General features: G+C 43.0%; 13 protein-coding genes. 1 reads left to right on the top strand and 12 read right to left on the bottom strand.

What is annotated here, in order from left to right; all coding sequences use genetic code 11:
* Nucleotides 1-51: 51 nt before the first annotated feature.
* The 6 genes from PGU50_RS08490 to PGU50_RS08465 all read right to left on the bottom strand — a co-directional run bounded on the left by PGU50_RS08490 (nucleotide 52) and on the right by PGU50_RS08465 (nucleotide 10,173).
* Entirely contained in the window at nucleotides 52-1,425 is a 1,374-nt protein-coding gene (locus PGU50_RS08490) for an alanine/glycine:cation symporter family protein (RefSeq protein WP_270203800.1), read from the bottom strand.
* A gap of 425 nt (nucleotides 1,426-1,850) precedes the next feature.
* Nucleotides 1,851-3,284, bottom strand: a complete 1,434-nt coding sequence (gene purB / locus PGU50_RS08485) for an adenylosuccinate lyase (RefSeq protein WP_044999258.1) — start codon at nucleotides 3,282-3,284, stop codon at nucleotides 1,851-1,853.
* Between the two features lie 13 nt (nucleotides 3,285-3,297).
* The gene (gene purF, locus PGU50_RS08480; protein ID WP_022220912.1) at nucleotides 3,298-4,734 is read right to left on the bottom strand and encodes an amidophosphoribosyltransferase; all 1,437 of its coding nucleotides are present in this window, start codon (nucleotides 4,732-4,734) and stop codon (nucleotides 3,298-3,300) included.
* Between the two features lie 104 nt (nucleotides 4,735-4,838).
* A complete protein-coding gene (locus PGU50_RS08475; protein WP_008375292.1) occupies nucleotides 4,839-5,600 on the bottom strand; it encodes a hypothetical protein in 762 nt (253 codons plus the stop codon).
* Entirely contained in the window at nucleotides 5,575-6,864 is a 1,290-nt protein-coding gene (locus PGU50_RS08470; RefSeq protein ID WP_270246693.1) for a DUF5716 family protein, read from the bottom strand. The genes PGU50_RS08475 and PGU50_RS08470 overlap by 26 nt, the downstream gene beginning before the upstream one ends.
* A gap of 15 nt (nucleotides 6,865-6,879) precedes the next feature.
* Nucleotides 6,880-10,173 carry a DUF5717 family protein gene (locus PGU50_RS08465; RefSeq protein WP_270246692.1) on the bottom strand — a complete coding sequence of 1,098 codons (3,294 nt, stop codon included), beginning with the start codon at nucleotides 10,171-10,173 and terminating at the stop codon, nucleotides 6,880-6,882.
* Nucleotides 10,174-10,305: 132 nt separating this feature from the next.
* On the opposite strand from PGU50_RS08465, the gene PGU50_RS08460 reads away from it, so the two are divergent.
* Nucleotides 10,306-11,400 carry a pyridoxal phosphate-dependent aminotransferase gene (locus tag PGU50_RS08460; protein ID WP_270246691.1) on the top strand — a complete coding sequence of 365 codons (1,095 nt, stop codon included), beginning with the start codon at nucleotides 10,306-10,308 and terminating at the stop codon, nucleotides 11,398-11,400.
* 267 nt (nucleotides 11,401-11,667) lie between these two features.
* Here PGU50_RS08460 and PGU50_RS08455 read toward each other — a convergent pair whose 3' ends face one another.
* From PGU50_RS08455 to PGU50_RS08430, 6 genes are all read right to left on the bottom strand, one after another.
* Nucleotides 11,668-12,012, bottom strand: a complete 345-nt coding sequence (locus tag PGU50_RS08455) for a cupin domain-containing protein (protein WP_008375282.1) — start codon at nucleotides 12,010-12,012, stop codon at nucleotides 11,668-11,670.
* A 52-nt stretch (nucleotides 12,013-12,064) separates the two neighbouring features.
* The gene (locus PGU50_RS08450) at nucleotides 12,065-13,351 is read right to left on the bottom strand and encodes an O-acetylhomoserine aminocarboxypropyltransferase/cysteine synthase family protein (RefSeq protein WP_117558238.1); all 1,287 of its coding nucleotides are present in this window, start codon (nucleotides 13,349-13,351) and stop codon (nucleotides 12,065-12,067) included.
* Between the two features lie 154 nt (nucleotides 13,352-13,505).
* A complete protein-coding gene (locus tag PGU50_RS08445) occupies nucleotides 13,506-14,489 on the bottom strand; it encodes a DNA/RNA non-specific endonuclease (RefSeq protein ID WP_270246690.1) in 984 nt (327 codons plus the stop codon).
* Entirely contained in the window at nucleotides 14,486-14,977 is a 492-nt protein-coding gene (locus PGU50_RS08440) for a ribonuclease Z (RefSeq protein WP_270246689.1), read from the bottom strand. Before PGU50_RS08440 ends, PGU50_RS08445 begins: the two co-directional genes overlap by 4 nt.
* Nucleotides 14,978-15,133: 156 nt before the next feature.
* Entirely contained in the window at nucleotides 15,134-18,334 is a 3,201-nt protein-coding gene (gene carB / locus PGU50_RS08435; RefSeq protein WP_270246688.1) for a carbamoyl-phosphate synthase large subunit, read from the bottom strand.
* Nucleotides 18,334-19,404, bottom strand: a complete 1,071-nt coding sequence (locus PGU50_RS08430) for a carbamoyl phosphate synthase small subunit (RefSeq protein ID WP_117558244.1) — start codon at nucleotides 19,402-19,404, stop codon at nucleotides 18,334-18,336. Before PGU50_RS08430 ends, carB begins: the two co-directional genes overlap by 1 nt.
* Nucleotides 19,405-19,529: the final 125 nt, after the last annotated feature.

The raw sequence follows: 19,529 nt of genomic DNA, 5'->3' as shown, positions 1-19,529 counted from the left end.
ATTTCTTATTGTTTTTTTCTATAACTGTTTTCCAGCTATTATACAAATTATCTATTTGCCTTTTTTCCGATTTGGCAGGAAATTATTATAGTAATCGTCATGTGTCTTCTTAACAAGACCACTGAGTGCTATCAGTGCAATCGCATTCGGGATAACCATTAAACTGTTGAAGCAGTCTGCCATATTCCATACAAGTTCTACTTCCTGAAGTGATCCAAGCACTACGCAGATACATACAATGATTGAGTAAATTTTAACAGCTTTTGCTCCAAACAGATAACGGATGTTTGCTTCACCGAAGAAATACCATCCGATGATCGTTGAGAATGCGAAGAATAACATACAGATCGCGATAAAGATCTCACCGAACTTACCATATAAAGTAGAGAAAGCATACTGGCTAAGTTCTGCGCCTGTAAAACCGCTTGTTCTTGATCCTGTTGTAATAATAACAAGTGCTGTCAGGTTAAGAATTACGAATGTATCAATGAACACACCGATCATAGCTACAAAGCCCTGTTCAACCGGATGGTTTACTTTTGCTACTGCATGTGCGTGTGGTGTAGAACCCATACCAGCTTCATTGGAGAAGAGACCTCTTGCCACACCTTTCTGTACTGCAAGCTTCAAGGTTGCGCCCATTGCACCACCTGCTACTGCTGCCGGTTTAAACGCACCGATAATAATGTCATGGAATGCTGCCGGGATTGCTGTAACGTTTGCAAAAATTACGATCAAAGAACCTAATATATAAAATGCTGCCATGATCGGCACGATCAGTTCAGTAACTTTTGCGATTCGCTTCATACCACCTGTGAATACAAACAGGGAAACAACTGCTACAAAAATACCCATTGCAATCTTCGGAATTCCGAATGCAGTGTTCCATGATGCTGCGATCGAGTTAGACTGAACCGCATTGCCCATGAACCCAAGTGCAAAGATTATCAGGACTGCAAAAATAGCTGCCAGAACTTTTCCGAACGTTCCTTTAAATGCCGCTCGTATGTAATATACCGGACCACCTGTTACGGTTCCGTCATCACTGACCTGTTTGAACTTCTGAGCCATAACCGCTTCTGCAAAGATCGTTGACATTCCGAGGAATGCGCTGATCCACATCCAGAAGATTGCTCCCGGACCACCGACTGCAATTGCAGTTGCAGCTCCGGCGATATTACCGGTACCAACCTGAGCAGCGATCGCCGTTGCAAGTGCCTGGAAAGAAGACATTCCGTCTTTTCCGGCATCCCCTTTCTTACTAAAAAGACCTCCAAAGGTTCTGTTCCATCCATCTTTAAAACCACGGATCTGGATAAATCCAAGCTTAAATGTGAACAGCAAGCCAATACCTACAAGTGCTATGATCAGCACCGATCCTGTTAGGACATCATTTACCTTTAATACTAAATCGTTAATACTCATACATTAACCCTCCTTTTTAATAGACATCCCTTATAGTTTTTATCTGTTGAATCTATAATAACCTATTTATAGTTTTTATGCAATATTTTCAGTTAACTTATTTATTTTTTGTGTATTATCACCATGTTATTGCGATAACATAATAAATTTGCTCTAAATAAGTGCCTTTTTTCGCGCTTTTCTATGTTTGTCAAAAACTCAGTTTTCATATTTTTCGTCAAATTGTCTAATTAATGACGATTTAATATCTATACATTTCCATGGGATTTATAGATTCCTTCAGATGAACGCATTAATTCTTTACTATATTGATATTTCAAAGAAGTTAATTTCAGACCATGAAACATAAATAAAAAGCAGGAAACAATCTTCCGTCTTACCCGGAAATCTGCTTCCTGCTCTTCCATTCTGTTTATTCAGTTATTCTATACATTGATCTCTGCTTTTACACCAAGCAGCTCTTTATTTTCATCCAGGATCGGCCGGATCACATTCTTAAGGAATGCTTCGACCTGTTCTTTGGAACGTCCTACATATTTGGATGGATCCATTGTTTTCTGAAGATCTTCCAGACTCAGATTAAATGCATCATCTGACGCGATCAGTTCAAGAAGGTTGTTGTCCAGACCTTTTTCTTTAACATTCTTTCCTGCTTCCATTGAAAGTTCACGGATTCTTTCATGCAGTTCCTGACGGTCTCCACCAGCTTTTACTGCATCCATCATAATATTCTCTGTTGCCATGAACGGAAGTTCAGACATCAGACGTTTTTCAATTACTTTCGGATATACAACCAGTCCGTCAACGACATTCAGGCACAGATCCAGAATACCGTCAATCGCAAGAAAACCTTCCGGTACACTCAGGCGCTTGTTCGCAGAGTCATCCAGAGTACGTTCAAACCACTGTGTAGCAGAAGTGATCGCCGGGTTCAGTGCATCAATCATCACGTAACGGGACAGAGATGCGATTCGTTCGCTTCTCATTGGATTTCTCTTATATGCCATTGCAGAAGATCCGATCTGTGTCTTTTCAAACGGCTCTTCCACTTCTTTCAGATGCTGGAGAAGACGGATGTCATTAGAGAATTTGTGTGCACTTGCTGCAATTCCGGCAAGAACATTCACAACTCTTGTATCCACTTTACGGGAATAGGTCTGTCCGGATACCGGATAGCATGCTTCAAATCCCATCTTCTTAGCAATCATCGGATCGATCTTATCAATAGTCTCCTGATCTCCCTCAAACAGTTCCAGGAAGCTTGCCTGTGTACCGGTTGTTCCTTTTGATCCAAGAAGTTTCAAGCTTCCAAGCACATAATCAAGATCTGCAAGATCCATAGAAAATTCCTGCATCCACAGAGTTGCTCTCTTTCCAACCGTTGTCGGCTGTGCTGGCTGGAAATGAGTAAATGCAAGTGTCGGAAGATCTTTATACTGATCTGCAAACTTTGAAAGTTCATCCAGAACATTAACCAGCTTTTTCTTAACAAGTTTCAGAGCCTCTGCCATGATAATGATATCGGTATTATCACCTACATAACAGGAAGTTGCTCCCAGATGAATGATCCCTTTTGCTTTCGGGCACTGCTGTCCATATGCATATACATGAGACATCACATCATGGCGCACTACTTTTTCACGTGCTTTTGCGACATCGTAATTGATATCCTCTGCATGCTCTTTCAGTTCTGCGATCTGTTCATCTGTAATATTGAGCCCCAGCTCTTTTTCTGTCTCTGCAAGTGCGATCCAGAGTTTTCTCCATGTCTTAAATTTCATGTCCGGAGAAAAAATATACTGCATCTCCTTGCTGGCATACCGCTCCGAAAGCGGACTTACATACTTGTCGTATCCCATAGTCTTATCCTCCCTATTCTTCTGACTCAAACGCGTGGGAAATATCTTTTCCCGGAACGCGCATCGGGTAATTTCCTGTAAAACATGCATCGCAGTATCCAAGATCTCCAACCATGTCTTTCAGCTTATCTATTTCCATATATCCAAGAGAATCTGCTCCGATCATTTCACGGATCTGCTCCGTTGTATGCGAATGAGCAATGAGCTGATCATTCGACGGTACATCTGTACCAAAATAACAAGGATGTAAAAACGGCGGCGAACTGATTCTTACATGAACTTCTTTTGCTCCTGCTTTCTTGAGCATCTTGATGATATTTGCACAGGTCGTTCCACGGACGATGGAATCATCTACCATAACAATACGCTTGCCCCGTACAACCTCTTCAATAACATTCAGTTTGATCTTCACACTGGACTCTCTCTGGCTCTGCTTCGGCTTGATAAAGGTTCTTCCTACATAACTGTTCTTGTGGAATGCCATACCGTAAGGGATTCCGGAATATTCCGAATATCCTTTTGCCGCAACCAGTCCGGAATCCGGCACACCGACAACCAGATCGGCCTCTACCGGATAAGACTGTGCAAGAGCCTTTCCTGCAACAATCCTTGCATGATATACATTGATGTTGTCGATCACGCTGTCCATACGTGCAAAATAAATGTACTCAAAAATACAACGTGCCTGCTTTTCAAGTGGAATCTGCATACTTTTGTCCGAAGATACTCCATGCTTTGTAAAGCTGACAATCTCTCCCGGTTCCACGTCACGGATAAAGTCTGCACCAACTGCTGCAAGGGCACAGCTTTCCGATGCCAGGAACCAGGTATTATCTCGCTTGCCGATACAGAGTGGTTTGAGACCAAATGGATCTCTCGCTCCAATCATCTTACGCGGGCTTGATACAACCAGTGCATATGCGCCTTCAATTTTCTTCATTGCATTCCTGACCGCATCCTCTGCCTTTGAAACCTTCAGACGCTCTCTTGCAATATGATAGGCAATCACTTCCGAATCAATCGTTGTCTGGAAGATTGCTCCGGTATATTCCAGTTCATGACGAAGCTCGATTGCATTCGTCAGATTACCATTATGGGCAATCACCAATGTACCTTTCACATAATTCAGAACCAGTGGCTGTGCATTTTCCGCACGAGTTCCCCCTGCTGTCGAATACCGCACATGTCCGACACCAAGGTTTCCCTTTAATTTGCCAAGTTCTTCCTCATCGAATACTTCATTGACAAGTCCTAGTCCCTTTCTGAAATGAACTTTCCGCTTGCCATAGGTATCTGTCACTGCAATTCCGCAGCTTTCCTGCCCTCTGTGCTGAAGGGCAAACAAACCATAGTACACTGACGGCGCAACATCGCCACCATCCATATCATAGGCACCGAATACACCACATTCTTCACCTAAACCAGTCTCTACTCTTTCAAGTTCGCTCATCGTTTTGTCTTCTCCTATTTGTTGTATCCGCTTAATTTTACATAGAGAGTATAATACATGATTTTCCGAAAATCAATACACAGCCTTGAACTTTCTCCCGTACACTATGCTCTTCTGTACTCTTTTTTCCATTCTTCAAACAATTCCTTTGACGGTTCGATGTTGATATTTTCTCTCACTTTTTCTATCTTTTCTGTAAGTTTGTTGTCAATTTCCAAAAGGATTTCATTGCCCATGACCATCTTCTGATATTCATCCTGCGGCATGTATCTGGAACTTGCATACAGATAACCTTCGAGCATTTTATTATCTTCACAGATCTTATACGCCTTCTCATACATTCTCGCCGACTCTTCATACAGAAATGCTCTCCCATATGCTCCGGCAAGGCACGCAGACACGCGACCATAAAAACGCTTATCTACTGAATCATCCTTTTCTCCGTTGACGATCGACATGTAAACCAGGATTGCCGATTCCAGTTCTCCACTTTCCATCAGCTTATCTGCTTTGTATTTCTGACGTTCTACTTCTTTCTGGTTCTTGAGTTTCTCCAGAACATTCTGGATGTGTGCCATTTCACCCGGTGTGTAGATTCTGGATTCATGTAGCACAAGAACCACAAATTTCTCCACGGAACCATGATTCCGGATCAGTTCCACCAGCTTTACTGCAAGATCCTGCATTTCCAGTTCATCTGCGATCCATCTGCAGAGTTGCTCATTCATGATCGTATAATCAATCAGATACAGATTGTTGCACAGATAATAACACAGTTCTTCCAATGTACTGATCCTTGTATGGATCCTCGAAATTTCATAGGGATGTTTTGCCTTTTTCTTATGACAAAGAATTAAACTGCCCATTGCTGCCTCCTAATTCAATGATCTTCTCCACCCGGAATCCTGACGGCGCAAAGAATTCGCCAAATCCCATATCTTCAAAAATAATATGACAGGTCTTTTCATCCGAGAAAAATGTATTAATCTTCAGACGAAGCGCATAATTTTTCCGGTCCGGCATACCTTTCAGGGAAACCGGCTCCACAAGATGTCTGCCGGTCACCAGGGAATCCACATGGATCTCAATATCCTCTGTATCACCAAGAAGTACCTCGAACTGTCTGTCTGATTCGTACCAGTGATTGCCCCAGGATACAAGTGGGTACCAGCCTTCTTCTCCATTCACGCGCATCCGCACGGAAATCTGCTCGGTCAGTTTTGTCTCATCCAGGTAGACTGGTGCATCTGACTGTTCCTCTTTTCTGCGCTGCGCTGTATAACACGCTCCTTTACTGTACAGATTATTTCCCATAAACGCACGGCGTCCGTTACAGAGAACGCGCAGAGAATTCGGATACCAGTTATTTTCAAATCCATCTCCTGTCAAAAAGACAGAAGAGATCATCTTCTTGTTAAATACACTCTGGATAAAACGTTTAAAATGCTCATCTGCTGCTTTTGCCTTCTCAACATGCAGCACCGGATAAACTGCTTCCAGTTCTTCCATACGTGCATCTGCCACCTTGTCCACCGTCACAAAGCTTTCTCTGCTTTTCTGCGAACTGTTCTTCAGTTCCCGCAACATATATGCCCGGATCACATCCTCGTCACAGTAAAAAAGTGCCGCTTCATACTGCCATAATTCTTTCGGCTGGTTAAACATATAATGACAGAAGCTTTCCTTGTAGTCCTGAACATAAATATTTTCCTTTGCCACTCCGAGTTTCTGTCCGATTCCCTTCAGCAGGACGCGGATGTCTTCGTTTTTCTCCGGGACTGTAAACGTGATGCTTTCAATTTCTTCAAATCCATTCAACGTATACTTTACAAAATCCGCCAGCAGCTGGACGCCTTCATATTCCTGTCCGTCTACCTCAATTTTCCTATTGCCAAGCGCACACTCCCAGATCCCTTCCACGCTGATACTGTCCCTTACCGTAGACATCCTTCTTGCCTGTCTTCCGTAAGTCCAGGTCTCTTTATAATAGTTCATCACCAGAGGAATCTGATTGTTCTCTTTTTCAATTCCGGTATCCACCGTCTCCGGTTCCTGTGTTTTTTCATTATAATAACTGATCTGACACATCTTTGCATTGATGTCATATCCTATAATACTTCCATGTGTCATGAAGTATTTCCTCCTTTAGTAAGCAACAAAAATATCCTCAGCAAGCTGTTTTTCTGTTGCAAATTCCTTCATCGCGATTGCCAGTGCTTCATTCTTCAGTGATGTCATATCATTCAGTCTTCCAAATTTTCCGATTGGTCTCACCTCACGCGGCTTATAGTCACATTTTTCCGTAACCGTCACCTTATCCTTATTCGTCTCTGTAAAATAATAACGCAGAGATTCATCACCAAACAAAATAAAGCTCTTGATATAAGTGTCTTCATATGCCGGAAGCAGTATTTCTTCCTGATAATTCATATTATCACTTTCGCCTTTCCGTATCTGGTAGGAAATTGCCACTTTGCTTCCAGGTTTTGCGTGATATTCAATCATCGTCTTATCATAAAGCTGCACTTCTCTGAGCCAGTTCTCCGGATATTTCAAATAGAAAGAAAAATACAGCTGTTTTTCACACATTTCGCGCAGGAATTCCCGTAGCATCGGTTCCAGTTCCTGATGCACTTCCCTGCTGGAATAATATTTTAGCAGGGCGATCTTACAGATATCCGGAAGATCTTCCTCTTTGCGGTATTCATTTGCGATGATTACAAAAATACATCCTTTTACCTGACGTCCGTTCACCACATATTCTCTTGAAACATAAGCAAGATATGCTCTCTTTAAACGGAAATACGTTCTTCCTTCATAATAATCCGCAAAAATTTCTTCCTCACCAAACATAGTTTCCGAGAAAAGCATCTGCGTAATGATTCTTTCTGAAAGCTTGTAGGTTGTAATATCATAATCTCTTGCCACATGCCAGAGTTTCTTCATATTACGGGTCGATCCACAATAATACTCAGCAAGATAAGACAGCGTCTGCTTATCATACTGATCTTTCAGAAACAGTTCAAAGCATAATGCCAGAAGAAAATCATCCTCCTCCGTACCTTCTTCACGCAGGCGCATACTGCACATTTTAAACACTTCTTTTTCATCTGCCATCTCCAGCCCGTGCTCTCTAAGCATATCCCAGGTCAGTTCTTTTTTCTCTTTCTTCCGTTCCTCTTCCTCATGCTCTTCCTGATATTTTTTGCAGATTTCCATATACCGGTTCTCATAGAACATCCTCATAGTCTCATATGGAATGGAATCAATGTAATGGCGGCCGTCTTTTGATTCCCAGACAATCCGTGCGTCTTTATTGTATAAATATACAATCACTCCATCCGCACTGTACTGTACCTTCTGACTGATCGTTCCGTCAGGCTCGATCACCATGACAAACGCCATGTTCTTTACCGTTGTCTTAATCTCATAAGCATGGCAGATATCATAAACTGCCCGAATTCTTTCTGGTGTCATATCCCGCTCAGTACAGCAGCGTTTGTAAATAATATGCAGAATATCATTGATCCTTCGATTCTCAAGCTGCATCCAGGCAAACCGCTCCATCTGCTCTCTGTAAGCACTGTAAAGCTCACTGCTTTCTTCCTCACAGTTAATCAGATTTGCATACAACACCGCTGCTTTTTTATATTCCAGTGTATTTCCATGCCGGAAGTAAAGTAATACGGATTTTGGAAACTGTCTGTCCAGATATTTGTCATCCACAGTCATCATATAATATTCAAAAAGCTGCGCAATCTTCAGATCTTCTTTTACTGCCAAGGCATACCACTTGAAGCATTCCGGTGTTGTCCGATTGCCACGGATCAGATGGGTACAAATTGCTGTCAGAATCTGTGGATCCGGGAAAATCCGATAAACCTTCCGCATCACAACATCCAGATTCTTATCATAAGTCCGCTGTTGGGATGCAAGGTTCGCCATATAAAGCGCAATTTCCTTTGTCAGAACTCCGTGCTTCTGCGCAAAATTGAGAATCTGTACTTCAAATGCCGAGAGCTTTTTCAGACAGGTTGGCTTCTCCAGAAAACACCGGTATGCCTGCCAGTACAGAATTACCTGGTTCGCACCGTTGCTGCAGTGGCGTTCCAGAACCTGTAATTTTTTGCTGTAGTTTTTATATTCCGGATCAATGTCAATCAGCATACACACAAGTTGCCACGATGTCGGTTCTTTCATATATGCCTTATTCAGTTCTTCAATCGCTTTGTTGACCTGGCTGCCTGATTTTCTTAAAAGTGCAGTCAGATACAGATAATACGATGAAATGACGGAATCCTTATTCACTGAAAAACGGCTGTAATTGTAATCATCCAGAATATCACTGGCCTTGTCCGGCTCCTTACAGAGCAGGTTAAGATGTGCATCAAACAGTGGATAAACATCTCCGTCTTCTGAATATATATCCAGTCCCTTCAGTTTTTCTCTTGTTGCGTCCGCCCAGGCTGTCAGATCCTTTCCTTCCGCATTGCACGCAAGGAAATCCTTTATGATTGATGCAATCGTCTTATCTGCCACACGTCTGTTCTCTGCATGATCCTTGTGATTGGCCAACATTACCTCATAGGTCAGCGATTCATACGGACTTTCAAAAACAATCTGTCCATAATTATTTCCCGCATGAGCCTTTTCCGGATGAATGATATAACTGAAATCAAACAGATTTCCCACAAAATCGTCCGTTGTAAAGTTATCCCTTCCAATCTGGATAAAATCACCGCTCACATGCACCTTCACAGGCATAAATCCCCAAGTATTCTTTGTAAAATGAATAATCTCACGGGTTGCTTCTTTTAAATTGCGGAAGGTTCTCTGATTCCGTCCCATTGTCAGGAAAATACATTCTTTCTGTTTGATTCCGACCAGAAATTCTTCCATCGCCTGCTCACCGAGAGACCATTTCCTAATATTATCATAAAGTGCCTTTATCCTTGGCTCTTCATACTTTATCACGTCATAAAAATCGCGTGATCTGAAAAGGCGGTGTGCCTCAATAAAGTTCTCCATCGCCAGCCTTTTAAAATCACGGATATTCTGTACTCTTCCACAGGAAGTCTCGACTGATGGTTTTTCAATGATCGCAGTAAAGTTTACCTCAAATTCTCCACCATTACATACAATCGTAAACTTTCCCTGTTCAACATGCCCGGGAGCAAGTCCGCTTCCATCATAAGTAAAACGGAGCTCCACCGGGTTGCCCTCAAATCCCTGTTCTTCTAAATGTATACGAAAAGAAGAAGAATATACAAGTCCTCTGATATCTCCTTCTTTCCTGTTCTTCAAAATGAAACTTCCCTGGCAGGACTCTCCTTCCCCGATCGTCATCTCAAGATTCGTTACCGGCAGTACAATCTCCGGATGAACGGTTCGAAAATCTCCTTTGGAAAATTTTTTTATTTTATTCTTCAAGCTTGCCACCTACTTCTGCATTGCATTTTTTCAAAAAGACATTATAATAAATTATAACATTATTCTGCATATCAGGCAATGCGGAATACCCGTTTTTTTTAATTCACAGATTTTTGTTATACACAAAGGAGAATACTATTTATGGAAGCAAAACCGCAGTTTCATGGAAGTGACACCGCTGCTGTCGCCGCATTTTATCATGTACCGGTGGACGAGATCGTCTGCTTTGGAGCCAATGTCAACCCACTTGGATTATCCAAAAACCTGAAAAAAGATCTTGCTGCACATCTGGATCTTCTCAGTAGTTATCCGGACCGAAATTACACTACTTTGAAAAAAGTGATTGCCGATTACTGCCAGATTTTACCGGAACATGTAATCGTCGGAAATGGTTCTACCGAGCTGATCTCTCTCCTGATCCAGACACGGAAACCACAAAAAACACTGGTTCTTGGACCAACTTATTCCGAGTATGGACGTGAACTGGATCTGGTGGGAAGTTCCATCCATACTTACCTGTTAAAAGAGTCAGATCAGTTCCATCTTGATATCCATGCCTTCTGCGAAGAAATCAGGAAAGGCTATGATCTGGTGATATTATGTAACCCGAACAATCCGACTTCGTCCGCTCTCAAAATGCCTGAGATCCAGACCATTCTGGACTGCTGCCGGGAGGCTGGCTCTTTCTTGATGATCGATGAGACTTACGTTGAATTCGCACCGGATATTAATGAAATTTCTTCCATGTCTCTGATCAGCAGTTTTGATAATCTGATGATTCTCCGTGGCGTATCCAAATTTTATGCCGCACCTGGTCTCCGCCTCGGCTACGGTGCAACCAGTAACAGCCAGTTTCTTCAGGATCTTCTGCTGATGCAGAACCCATGGAGTCTGAACAGCCTCGGCGCTTACGCTGGTGAGAAGATGCTCCAGGATCAGGAGTATATCCAGAAAACACGAGATCTGATCCTCTCCGAGCGAGACAAAATGTGCACTGAAATCTCCAAAATCAATGTGCTGACTGTGTATCCTGCTTATGCGAATTTTGTACTGGTAAAGATTGAAAAAGAGGGAGTTACTTCTGCGGATGTGTTTGAATTTCTGATCAAGCAGGGTCTGATGGTGAGAGACTGCTCCAGCTTCAAAGAACTGGGCGGGGAATACTTCCGGTTCTGCATTATGGCTCCGGAAGATAATAAGAGACTGCTTCAAGGAATACAGGATTTCTTTGCATAATGTTTCCTATCCCCACAAGAAGACCATTCACTAAATCACCAACTCTTATTTCTAAAAATTTTGAGCAGCACAGGATCCCGGCGCAAATGATATTGAATCGTTGCGACTAAGAGTACACAAAAATAGGGGTGGTGTCCGTGTTCACACGAACATCATCCCCTTTTTTGTACAAGCTTCGGAGTTGCCATGCATCCATATGAAACTGCCAGTGACAGTTTCATAGGTGACGATCAATATCATTTGCGCCGGGATCCGTCCCTCTTCACACTATTCTTTCAAAATAAGCGCCACAAACACAAGATCTTCTTCCCCCGCATTCTTGATGCCATGTCCATTTCCGTCTGCGCAGAAAGTCACATCACCAACTTCTACCGGATATTCTTTGCCATTATCATTGTAAATGCCTGCCCCTTTTGTCAGATAGTAAGTCTCAGTCTCTCCATGATGCTCATGATATCCGATCTCACATCCAGGTTTTAACGTTACTTCATTGAACATCTTGCAGTACGCGCCGAGCTGTTCACCTTTGATCAGTTCTTCCTTCAGGATATAGCCTGCGCCACCCGCTACATTTTCTGCTTTGATTGGTTGTCTTTCTGATTTCTTTGTCATGACTCTTTTCCTCCTGTCTGATCAGATTTCTTTATCTGTCATTGTGACACGATTATTGAATTGCGTCAAGTGCCGCAGAAATATCTGCAATCAGATCCTCTTTATCTTCAAGTCCCAGACTGATACGAATCAGTTCTGCCGGAACTCCTGCTTCTTTTAACTGCTCATCATTCATCTGGCGATGTGTGGATGTTGCCGGGTTCAGGCAACAGGTTCTCGCATCTGCCACATGGGTTTCAATCGCTCCAAGCTTCAGATTCTGCATGAATACGGAAGCAGCTTCTCTTCCACCTTTCAATCCGAAAGATACCACTCCACAGCCCCCGTCTGGCATGTATTTCTTTGCTCTTTCATAGTATTTGTTAGATGGAAGTCCTGGATAATTGACATAAGCAACCTTTGGGTGCTGCTCCAGAAATTCTGCGACAGCCTGTCCGTTCTCCACGTGTCTTGGCATACGCACATGAAGAGATTCCAGTCCGAGATTCAGGATAAATGCATTCTGTGGTGCCTGGATCGATCCGAGATCACGCATCAACTGAGAAGTACATTTTGTGATAAATGCGCCTTCTTTTCCGAATTTCTCAGCATAGGTAATTCCATGATAGCTTTCATCCGGTGTGCAAAGTCCGGGATATTTATCTGCATGAGCCATCCAGTCAAATTTACCACTGTCTACGATTGCTCCACCAACTGCTGCTCCATGTCCATCCATATATTTTGTAGTCGAATGTGTCACAATATCTGCTCCCCATTCGATCGGATGACAGTTGACCGGTGTCGGGAAGGTATTATCCACGATCAGCGGTACACCATGCGCATGTGCAACCTTTGCAAAAAGCTCAATATCCAGAACAGTAAGTGCCGGATTGGCAATCGTCTCACCAAACATCAGCTTTGTATTTGGCTGGAATGCCGCATTTAATTCTTCTTCTGTTGCATCCGGAGAAACAAATGTTGCGTCAATTCCCATTTTCTTCATTGTCACACTGATCAGATTGAAGGTTCCACCATAAATCGAAGATGAAGCCACAATATGATCTCCTGCTTCACAGATATTGAACATAGCAAAGAAATTCGCTGCCTGTCCGGAAGAAGTCAACATTGCAGCTGTTCCGCCTTCCATCGCCGCGATCTTTGCCGCTACGTGGTCGTTAGTCGGATTCTGCAGACGGGTGTAGAAATATCCGGATGCCTCCAGATCAAATAATTTTCCCATATCTTCACTTGTATTGTATTTGAATGTCGTAGACTGAATGATCGGAACCTGTCTCGGCTCTCCATTTCCAGGTGTATATCCTCCCTGCACGCATTTTGTTCCCATATGATAAGTATTCATGAGAAAGTTCCTCCTTTTTCTTTAACACATTTCCTCTAATGTATATTCATTAAGTATGTTTTCTATTATAGCAGAAAACGGGAGATTTTGTTTAAAAATCTCCCGTTTGTTTTATATTTTTCGTAGAATATGCAGTTTTTCTTTTATTTTCCTCTTACGGTTTACATCTCCCACACGGGCTATACCCCTCTTTAATCAGTTCTTCTCTTGAACCTGTAAATGTTTTTTTATTTCCTTCTTTGATATCTTTTACTCCTGAGCACTCCGGCGTATGGAACTTCTTTGTATTTTCATTCAACACATACGTCTTTTTCTCTGTATTTCCACTGGTTTTTCCCGTACCCGCTGACGCATCCGTATCGGAAAGCACTGCCTTTCCCGTTGCATAATCAATCGTAATTCCCGGCTGTACATTATAGACATACACATTAAATTTCACACCTTCTCCATGATCCTCCACTGATTCTGCTTCCATTAAAACTCCGGATGCAACCAGATTCTCCCCTTCAAATACCGGTGTGACACGATACATTACATGATTATCTGTCTCTTTGATGTAGTCGGCAACCATATTTTCAAATGGCAGCATCCCATCCACATTCATATAGCGGGTTCCTGTAATCAGATTCTTTTCGTTTGCATTTTCTGCCGTCAGCTGATAGCCTATCAGATGACAACGGTTGTAAAGATATTTTCCATCCACATTGTCAAATTTTATTGTCTGCCACCCGGACGGTTTTATCTGTCCAATCTTTCCTCTTTTCCCAGTCGGCATCAGATCTGTCCCAATGCTGGACTCGGCAACACCGCACCGCCCCAGCTCATCCAGATCACTGTAGCTTTCATAAGACTGATCTGTCAGCTCATCTTCGGTAAAATCCGGTTCATTATCATCGATCACTACATACGGCGTTCCGCTGTATACCGGAATATTATCCAATGTAGCATTCACCGGCTCCTGGCTGCCATCTGCTACCGATTCATTTTCTCCGCTACCTGACTTCCTTTCAACTACTGCTGCCCGACTGTTTTCATACGATACACTTTGTGCATCTGTTCCACCTACGCCACACGCTGTCAGAAACAATGCACATGCCAGAAGCAGTACACCTCTCATTTTCCCAATTTTCTTCTTCATAGCAATCCCTGCCTACTGTAAATTTCTTTTGTAATTTTATCATGGGAGTAACCGGAAAAATCTTTTCTCTCTTCCAGTCTCCACTTGCTTAAATCTACCTCAAAAAATACATCTGCCGGATAATCCCGGTTCCATTTATACAGAACAATCTCTGTAATCTTCCCCTCATATCCAGCCAGATTCTCCCCCTCAACAAAACAGAAATCCTCTTCTTCTGCCTTTTCCAGAAAATTCCGGTCAACCTTCCACATTTTTTCATCCTCCAGGTGCCCTGCGTCCTGTATTTTCTTCCCAGTCCCAGTTTCCTGGCATACCTCTTCTTTTGCTTTAAAGACTTCTTTAAAAAGCTTATCTGCCTCCGGCGCCATCCAGAGCACATTCCCTCTCGTCATCTCAAGAATATCCTCTGACACCATCCGGTCCCGGCTCACTCTCCTGCCATTAAAGCATATCCCCATCCGGTTATCCACACATACAATAGTTTTCACACTACAAAACTCCTTCCCCGCAATTCCGGCCAATATCCGAAATTCTCTACACAGCTTCACATTCTTTTGCCACTGTAGCGTCCGTCTCGTCCCTGCATTTTCCATAACACAAACAGGCAGAGAATCCAATCCCTGCCTGTCCGTATTCATAACATCTTATTCAACTTTCGCAATATCAATCAGTGTAAGCTGACGGATATCTGTATTTTCCAGACTTGTCACAAGTGCTCTTGCAGTATCCATAGCTGTCAGTACATTGACACCTGTCTCGATTGCATTACGACGGATTACAAATCCATCTCGTGCATGATCTGCTCCCTGTGGAGGAGTATCAATTACAAGGTCGATCTCGTGTCCAAGGATCAGATCCATCAGGTTCGGTGATTCCTGCTCAATCTTATTGACCGGAATTGCTTTTACGCCACCTTCTTTTAATGCATCAGCTGTACCGCGTGTTGCAAAGATGCGGTAGCCAAGTGCCTCAAATCTGCGTCCGATCTCGACAGCTTCTCCCTTATCCTCATCACGAACAGTCATGATCATGTTCTTATATTTTGGAAGGTTGATTCCAGCTCCAAGGAACGCTTTGTAAAGTGCCTCGTTAAATGTAGTTGCAATTCCCAGACACTCACCTGTAGATTTCATTTCCGGTCCAAGGCTGATATCTGCACCACGGATCTTCTCAAATGAGAATACCGGCATCTTGATTGCAATATAATCAGCTTCTTTCTGAAGTCCCGGTGTGTAACCCATTTCTCTGATCTTATGTCCGATGATCGCTCTTGTAGCAAGCGGAACGATCGGGATACCTGTTACCTTACTGATATAAGGAACGGTACGACTTGAACGTGGGTTTACTTCGATGACATAAACATCTTCGCCACATACGATGAACTGGATGTTGATCATACCAATTACGTGAAGGGCTTTTGCAAGACGCTTTGTATATTCTTCAATTTTACGCTTTGTCACTTCAGAAATGCTCTGCGCAGGATATACAGAAATACTGTCACCAGAATGGATTCCGGCACGCTCAATATGTTCCATAATACCAGGGATCAGAATGTCTGTTCCATCACATACTGCATCGACCTCAATTTCTTTACCGACCAGATACTTATCAACCAGAATCGGGTGATCCTGTGCAATACGGTTGATGATTCCGATAAATTCATCAATATCATGATCGTTGATTGCAATCTGCATTCCCTGTCCGCCAAGTACATAAGAAGGACGAACCAGTACCGGATATCCAAGACGGTTGGCAACCTCTTTTGCTTCTTCAGCGGTAAATACTGTATCTCCCTTCGGACGTGGAATATTGCACTGTGCAAGGATCTCGTCAAAGAGCTCTCTGTCCTCTGCAGCATCTACATCTTCTGCGGAAGTTCCAAGAATCGGCACTCCCATCTTCATCAGGGATTCTGTTAATTTGATCGCAGTCTGTCCACCAAACTGAACAACTGCTCCGTCCGGTTTTTCCAGGTCTACAATGCTCTCTACATCTTCCGGAGTAAGTGGTTCGAAATACAGCTTATCTGCGATATCGAAATCGGTACTTACAGTTTCCGGGTTGTTATTTACGATAATAGTCTCGTATCCTTCTTTTGCAAATGCCCATGTACAATGTACAGAACAGAAGTCGAACTCGATACCCTGTCCGATACGGATCGGTCCTGATCCAAGTACTAGAACTTTCTTTTTGCCGGAAGTCTCTTCTACTTCGTTCTGGCTTCCGAATACAGAATAATAATATGGGGTCTCTGCCGCGAACTCAGCCGCACAGGTATCAACCATCTTGTATGCTGCAACGATTCCGTTTGCATGACGCATATCGTGGATTTCTCTCTCATCTTTTCCGATCAGTCGTGCAATAACATTATCCGGGAATTCAATACGTTTTGCTTCTTTCAGAAGTTCCGGTGTGAGTTCCTGTGTCTTCAGAGCCTGTTCCATCTCAACAAGGATTGCGATCTTGTCGATGAACCATTTGTCGATCTTTGTGATCGCATGGATCTCGTCATAAGAAATTCCTTTGCGGAGTGCTTCTGCGATCATCCAGATTCTGCGGTCATCTACGATTTCCAGTTTTTCCAGAATTTCTTCTTTGGAAAGTGCTGAGAAATCATAAGAAAGCAGGCAGTCTACATGCTGCTCCAGAGAACGGATTGCTTTCATAAGAGCTCCTTCAAAGTTATCGCAAATACTCATAACTTCTCCGGTAGCTTTCATCTGTGTCGTCAACGTTCTCTTTGCACTGATAAATTTATCGAACGGAAGTCTCGGCATCTTAACAACACAGTAGTCAAGCATTGGCTCGAAGCTTGCATAAGTTTTCTTTGTAACTGCATTCTTGATCTCGTCCAGTGTATATCCAAGGGCAATCTTTGCAGCAACCTTTGCGATCGGGTATCCTGTCGCTTTGGAAGCCAGTGCAGAAGAACGGCTTACACGCGGGTTTACCTCAATTACACAATATTCAAAAGAGTCTGGATGTAATGCGTATTGTACGTTACATCCACCAGTAATATTCAGTTCTGTAATGATATTCAGTGCCGAAGTACGCAGCATCTGATATTCTTTATCTCCAAGAGTCTGGGAAGGTGCAACAACGATACTGTCACCGGTATGAACTCCGACCGGATCAATATTTTCCATATTACATACAGTAATACAGTTTCCGGCACTGTCTCGCATTACTTCGTACTCGATTTCTTTCCATCCTGCAATGCAGCGCTCTACAAGAACCTGTCCTACACGTGACAGACGGAGTCCGTTCTCAAGGATTTCTTCCAATTGTTCCTGATCATGTGCGATACCACCACCGCTTCCGCCGAGGGTATATGCCGGACGAAGAACAACAGGATATCCGATCTTATCTGCAAACGCGACACCATCTTCTATATTTTCAACGACCAGCGAAGCTGCAACCGGCTCACCGATCTTTTCCATGGTATCTTTAAATTCCAGACGGTCTTCTGCTTTCTTGATGGTTTCCGCCGTTGTACCGATCAGTCTCACATTATGTTCCTTAAGGAATCCTGCTTCTTCCAGTTCCATTGCAAGGTTCAGTCCGGCCTGGCCTCCAAGGGTAGGAAGTACGCTGTCCGGTTTTTCTTTAAGGATCAGCTGTTCTACAACTTCTACCGTAAGTGGTTCGATATAAACGCGGTCTGCAATATCTTTGTCCGTCATGATCGTTGCCGGGTTCGAATTCAGAAGTACAACTTCAAGTCCTTCTTCCTTCAGTGAACGGCATGCCTGTGTTCCGGCATAGTCAAATTCTGCTGCCTGTCCGATTACGATTGGACCGGAACCAATAACTAATACTTTCTTTATGTCTTTATTTCTTGGCATTATTTTGTTCCTCCCATCATATCCATAAATCTGTCAAACAAGTAACCAGAATCCTGTGGTCCCGGGCAAGCTTCCGGATGGAACTGTACTGTGAAAATATTCTTTCCAACGTATGACATTCCTTCGTTTGTATTGTCATTTACGTTCACAAATGCAGGTACTGCAACGCTTTCCGGAATGCTATCAGCATCTACAGCATAACCATGGTTCTGGGAAGAAATATAAACTCTTCCTGTCTGCAGATCTTTTACCGGATGGTTTCCGCCCCTGTGTCCGTATTTCAACTTATAGGTCTTACCACCGTTGGCGAGTGCCATCAGCTGATGTCCCAGACAGATTGCAAAGATTGGGATCTCTGAATCGTATAATTTTCTGATTTCTTTAATAATGGAAGTGCAATCCGCCGGATCGCCAGGTCCGTTCGACAGCATGATACCGTCCGGATTTGCGGAAATGATCTCTTCTGCAGGTGTATTTGCCGGGTAAACGGTAACTTCACATCCACGATCATTTAAAGACCTTGCAATGTTGTTCTTAGCACCAAAGTCCATCAATGCAACTTTTGGTCCATTGCCTTCTAAGACATATTTTTCACTGCAAGTTACTTTGGAAACTACATCTCCTACTTTGTATGCATGAAGTTTCGGAAGTACCTCGTCCAGATTGTAATTTTCATTCGTTGTGATCATACCATTCATTGTACCCTTTTCGCGGAGGATTTTGGTAAGTGCTCTGGTATCAATTCCTGCAATTCCCGGAATATCCTGTTCTTTCAGGAAATCCTGAATTGTACCTTCACAACGGAAGTTGCTTGGCATTCTGGACAATTCTCTTACAATATAACCATCCGGCCACGCCTTCTTGGACTCCATATCCGGTGTAATACCATAGTTTCCGATCAGCGGATATGTCATGACAACGGCCTGTCCGGCGTAAGAAGGGTCTGTCAGCACCTCTAAGTATCCAGTCATTGAAGTATTGAATACAATCTCACTAATCATATCTTTTGTTGAGCCGATGCTTGTGCCTTCAAACACAGTTCCGTCTTCTAAAATTAGAAACGCTTTCATATGTTCACCTTATCCCTTCGTAATACTCTTTTATTCTCAAAAAAGGGGCACTCTTGGAGTCTTTTCAATTCCAGAGCGCCCACACTTTCTCAAATTGTAAAAAGTTTACCATATCTGGTTACAGA

The sequence above is a fragment of the Coprococcus sp. AM11-30B genome (assembly GCF_027674365.1).
Classification (GTDB): domain Bacteria; phylum Bacillota; class Clostridia; order Lachnospirales; family Lachnospiraceae; genus Allocoprococcus; species Allocoprococcus comes.
This window is presented reverse-complemented; position numbering and strand designations above follow the sequence as displayed.

Excerpts from the sequence above, each read along its gene's own strand:
- PGU50_RS08460 (WP_270246691.1), top strand. The coding sequence starts at position 10,306 with ATGGAAGCAAAACCGCAGTTTCATGGAAGTGACACCGCTGCTGTCGCC.
- purB (WP_044999258.1), bottom strand. The coding sequence starts at position 3,284 with ATGGGATACGACAAGTATGTAAGTCCGCTTTCGGAGCGGTATGCCAGC.
- PGU50_RS08470 (WP_270246693.1), bottom strand. The coding sequence starts at position 6,864 with ATGACACATGGAAGTATTATAGGATATGACATCAATGCAAAGATGTGT.
- PGU50_RS08490 (WP_270203800.1), bottom strand. The coding sequence starts at position 1,425 with ATGAGTATTAACGATTTAGTATTAAAGGTAAATGATGTCCTAACAGGA.
- PGU50_RS08430 (WP_117558244.1), bottom strand. The coding sequence starts at position 19,404 with ATGAAAGCGTTTCTAATTTTAGAAGACGGAACTGTGTTTGAAGGCACA.
- carB (WP_270246688.1), bottom strand. The coding sequence starts at position 18,334 with ATGCCAAGAAATAAAGACATAAAGAAAGTATTAGTTATTGGTTCCGGT.
- PGU50_RS08455 (WP_008375282.1), bottom strand. The coding sequence starts at position 12,012 with ATGACAAAGAAATCAGAAAGACAACCAATCAAAGCAGAAAATGTAGCG.
- PGU50_RS08475 (WP_008375292.1), bottom strand. The coding sequence starts at position 5,600 with ATGGGCAGTTTAATTCTTTGTCATAAGAAAAAGGCAAAACATCCCTAT.
- PGU50_RS08450 (WP_117558238.1), bottom strand. The coding sequence starts at position 13,351 with ATGAATACTTATCATATGGGAACAAAATGCGTGCAGGGAGGATATACA.
- purF (WP_022220912.1), bottom strand. The coding sequence starts at position 4,734 with ATGAGCGAACTTGAAAGAGTAGAGACTGGTTTAGGTGAAGAATGTGGT.
- PGU50_RS08445 (WP_270246690.1), bottom strand. The coding sequence starts at position 14,489 with ATGAAGAAGAAAATTGGGAAAATGAGAGGTGTACTGCTTCTGGCATGT.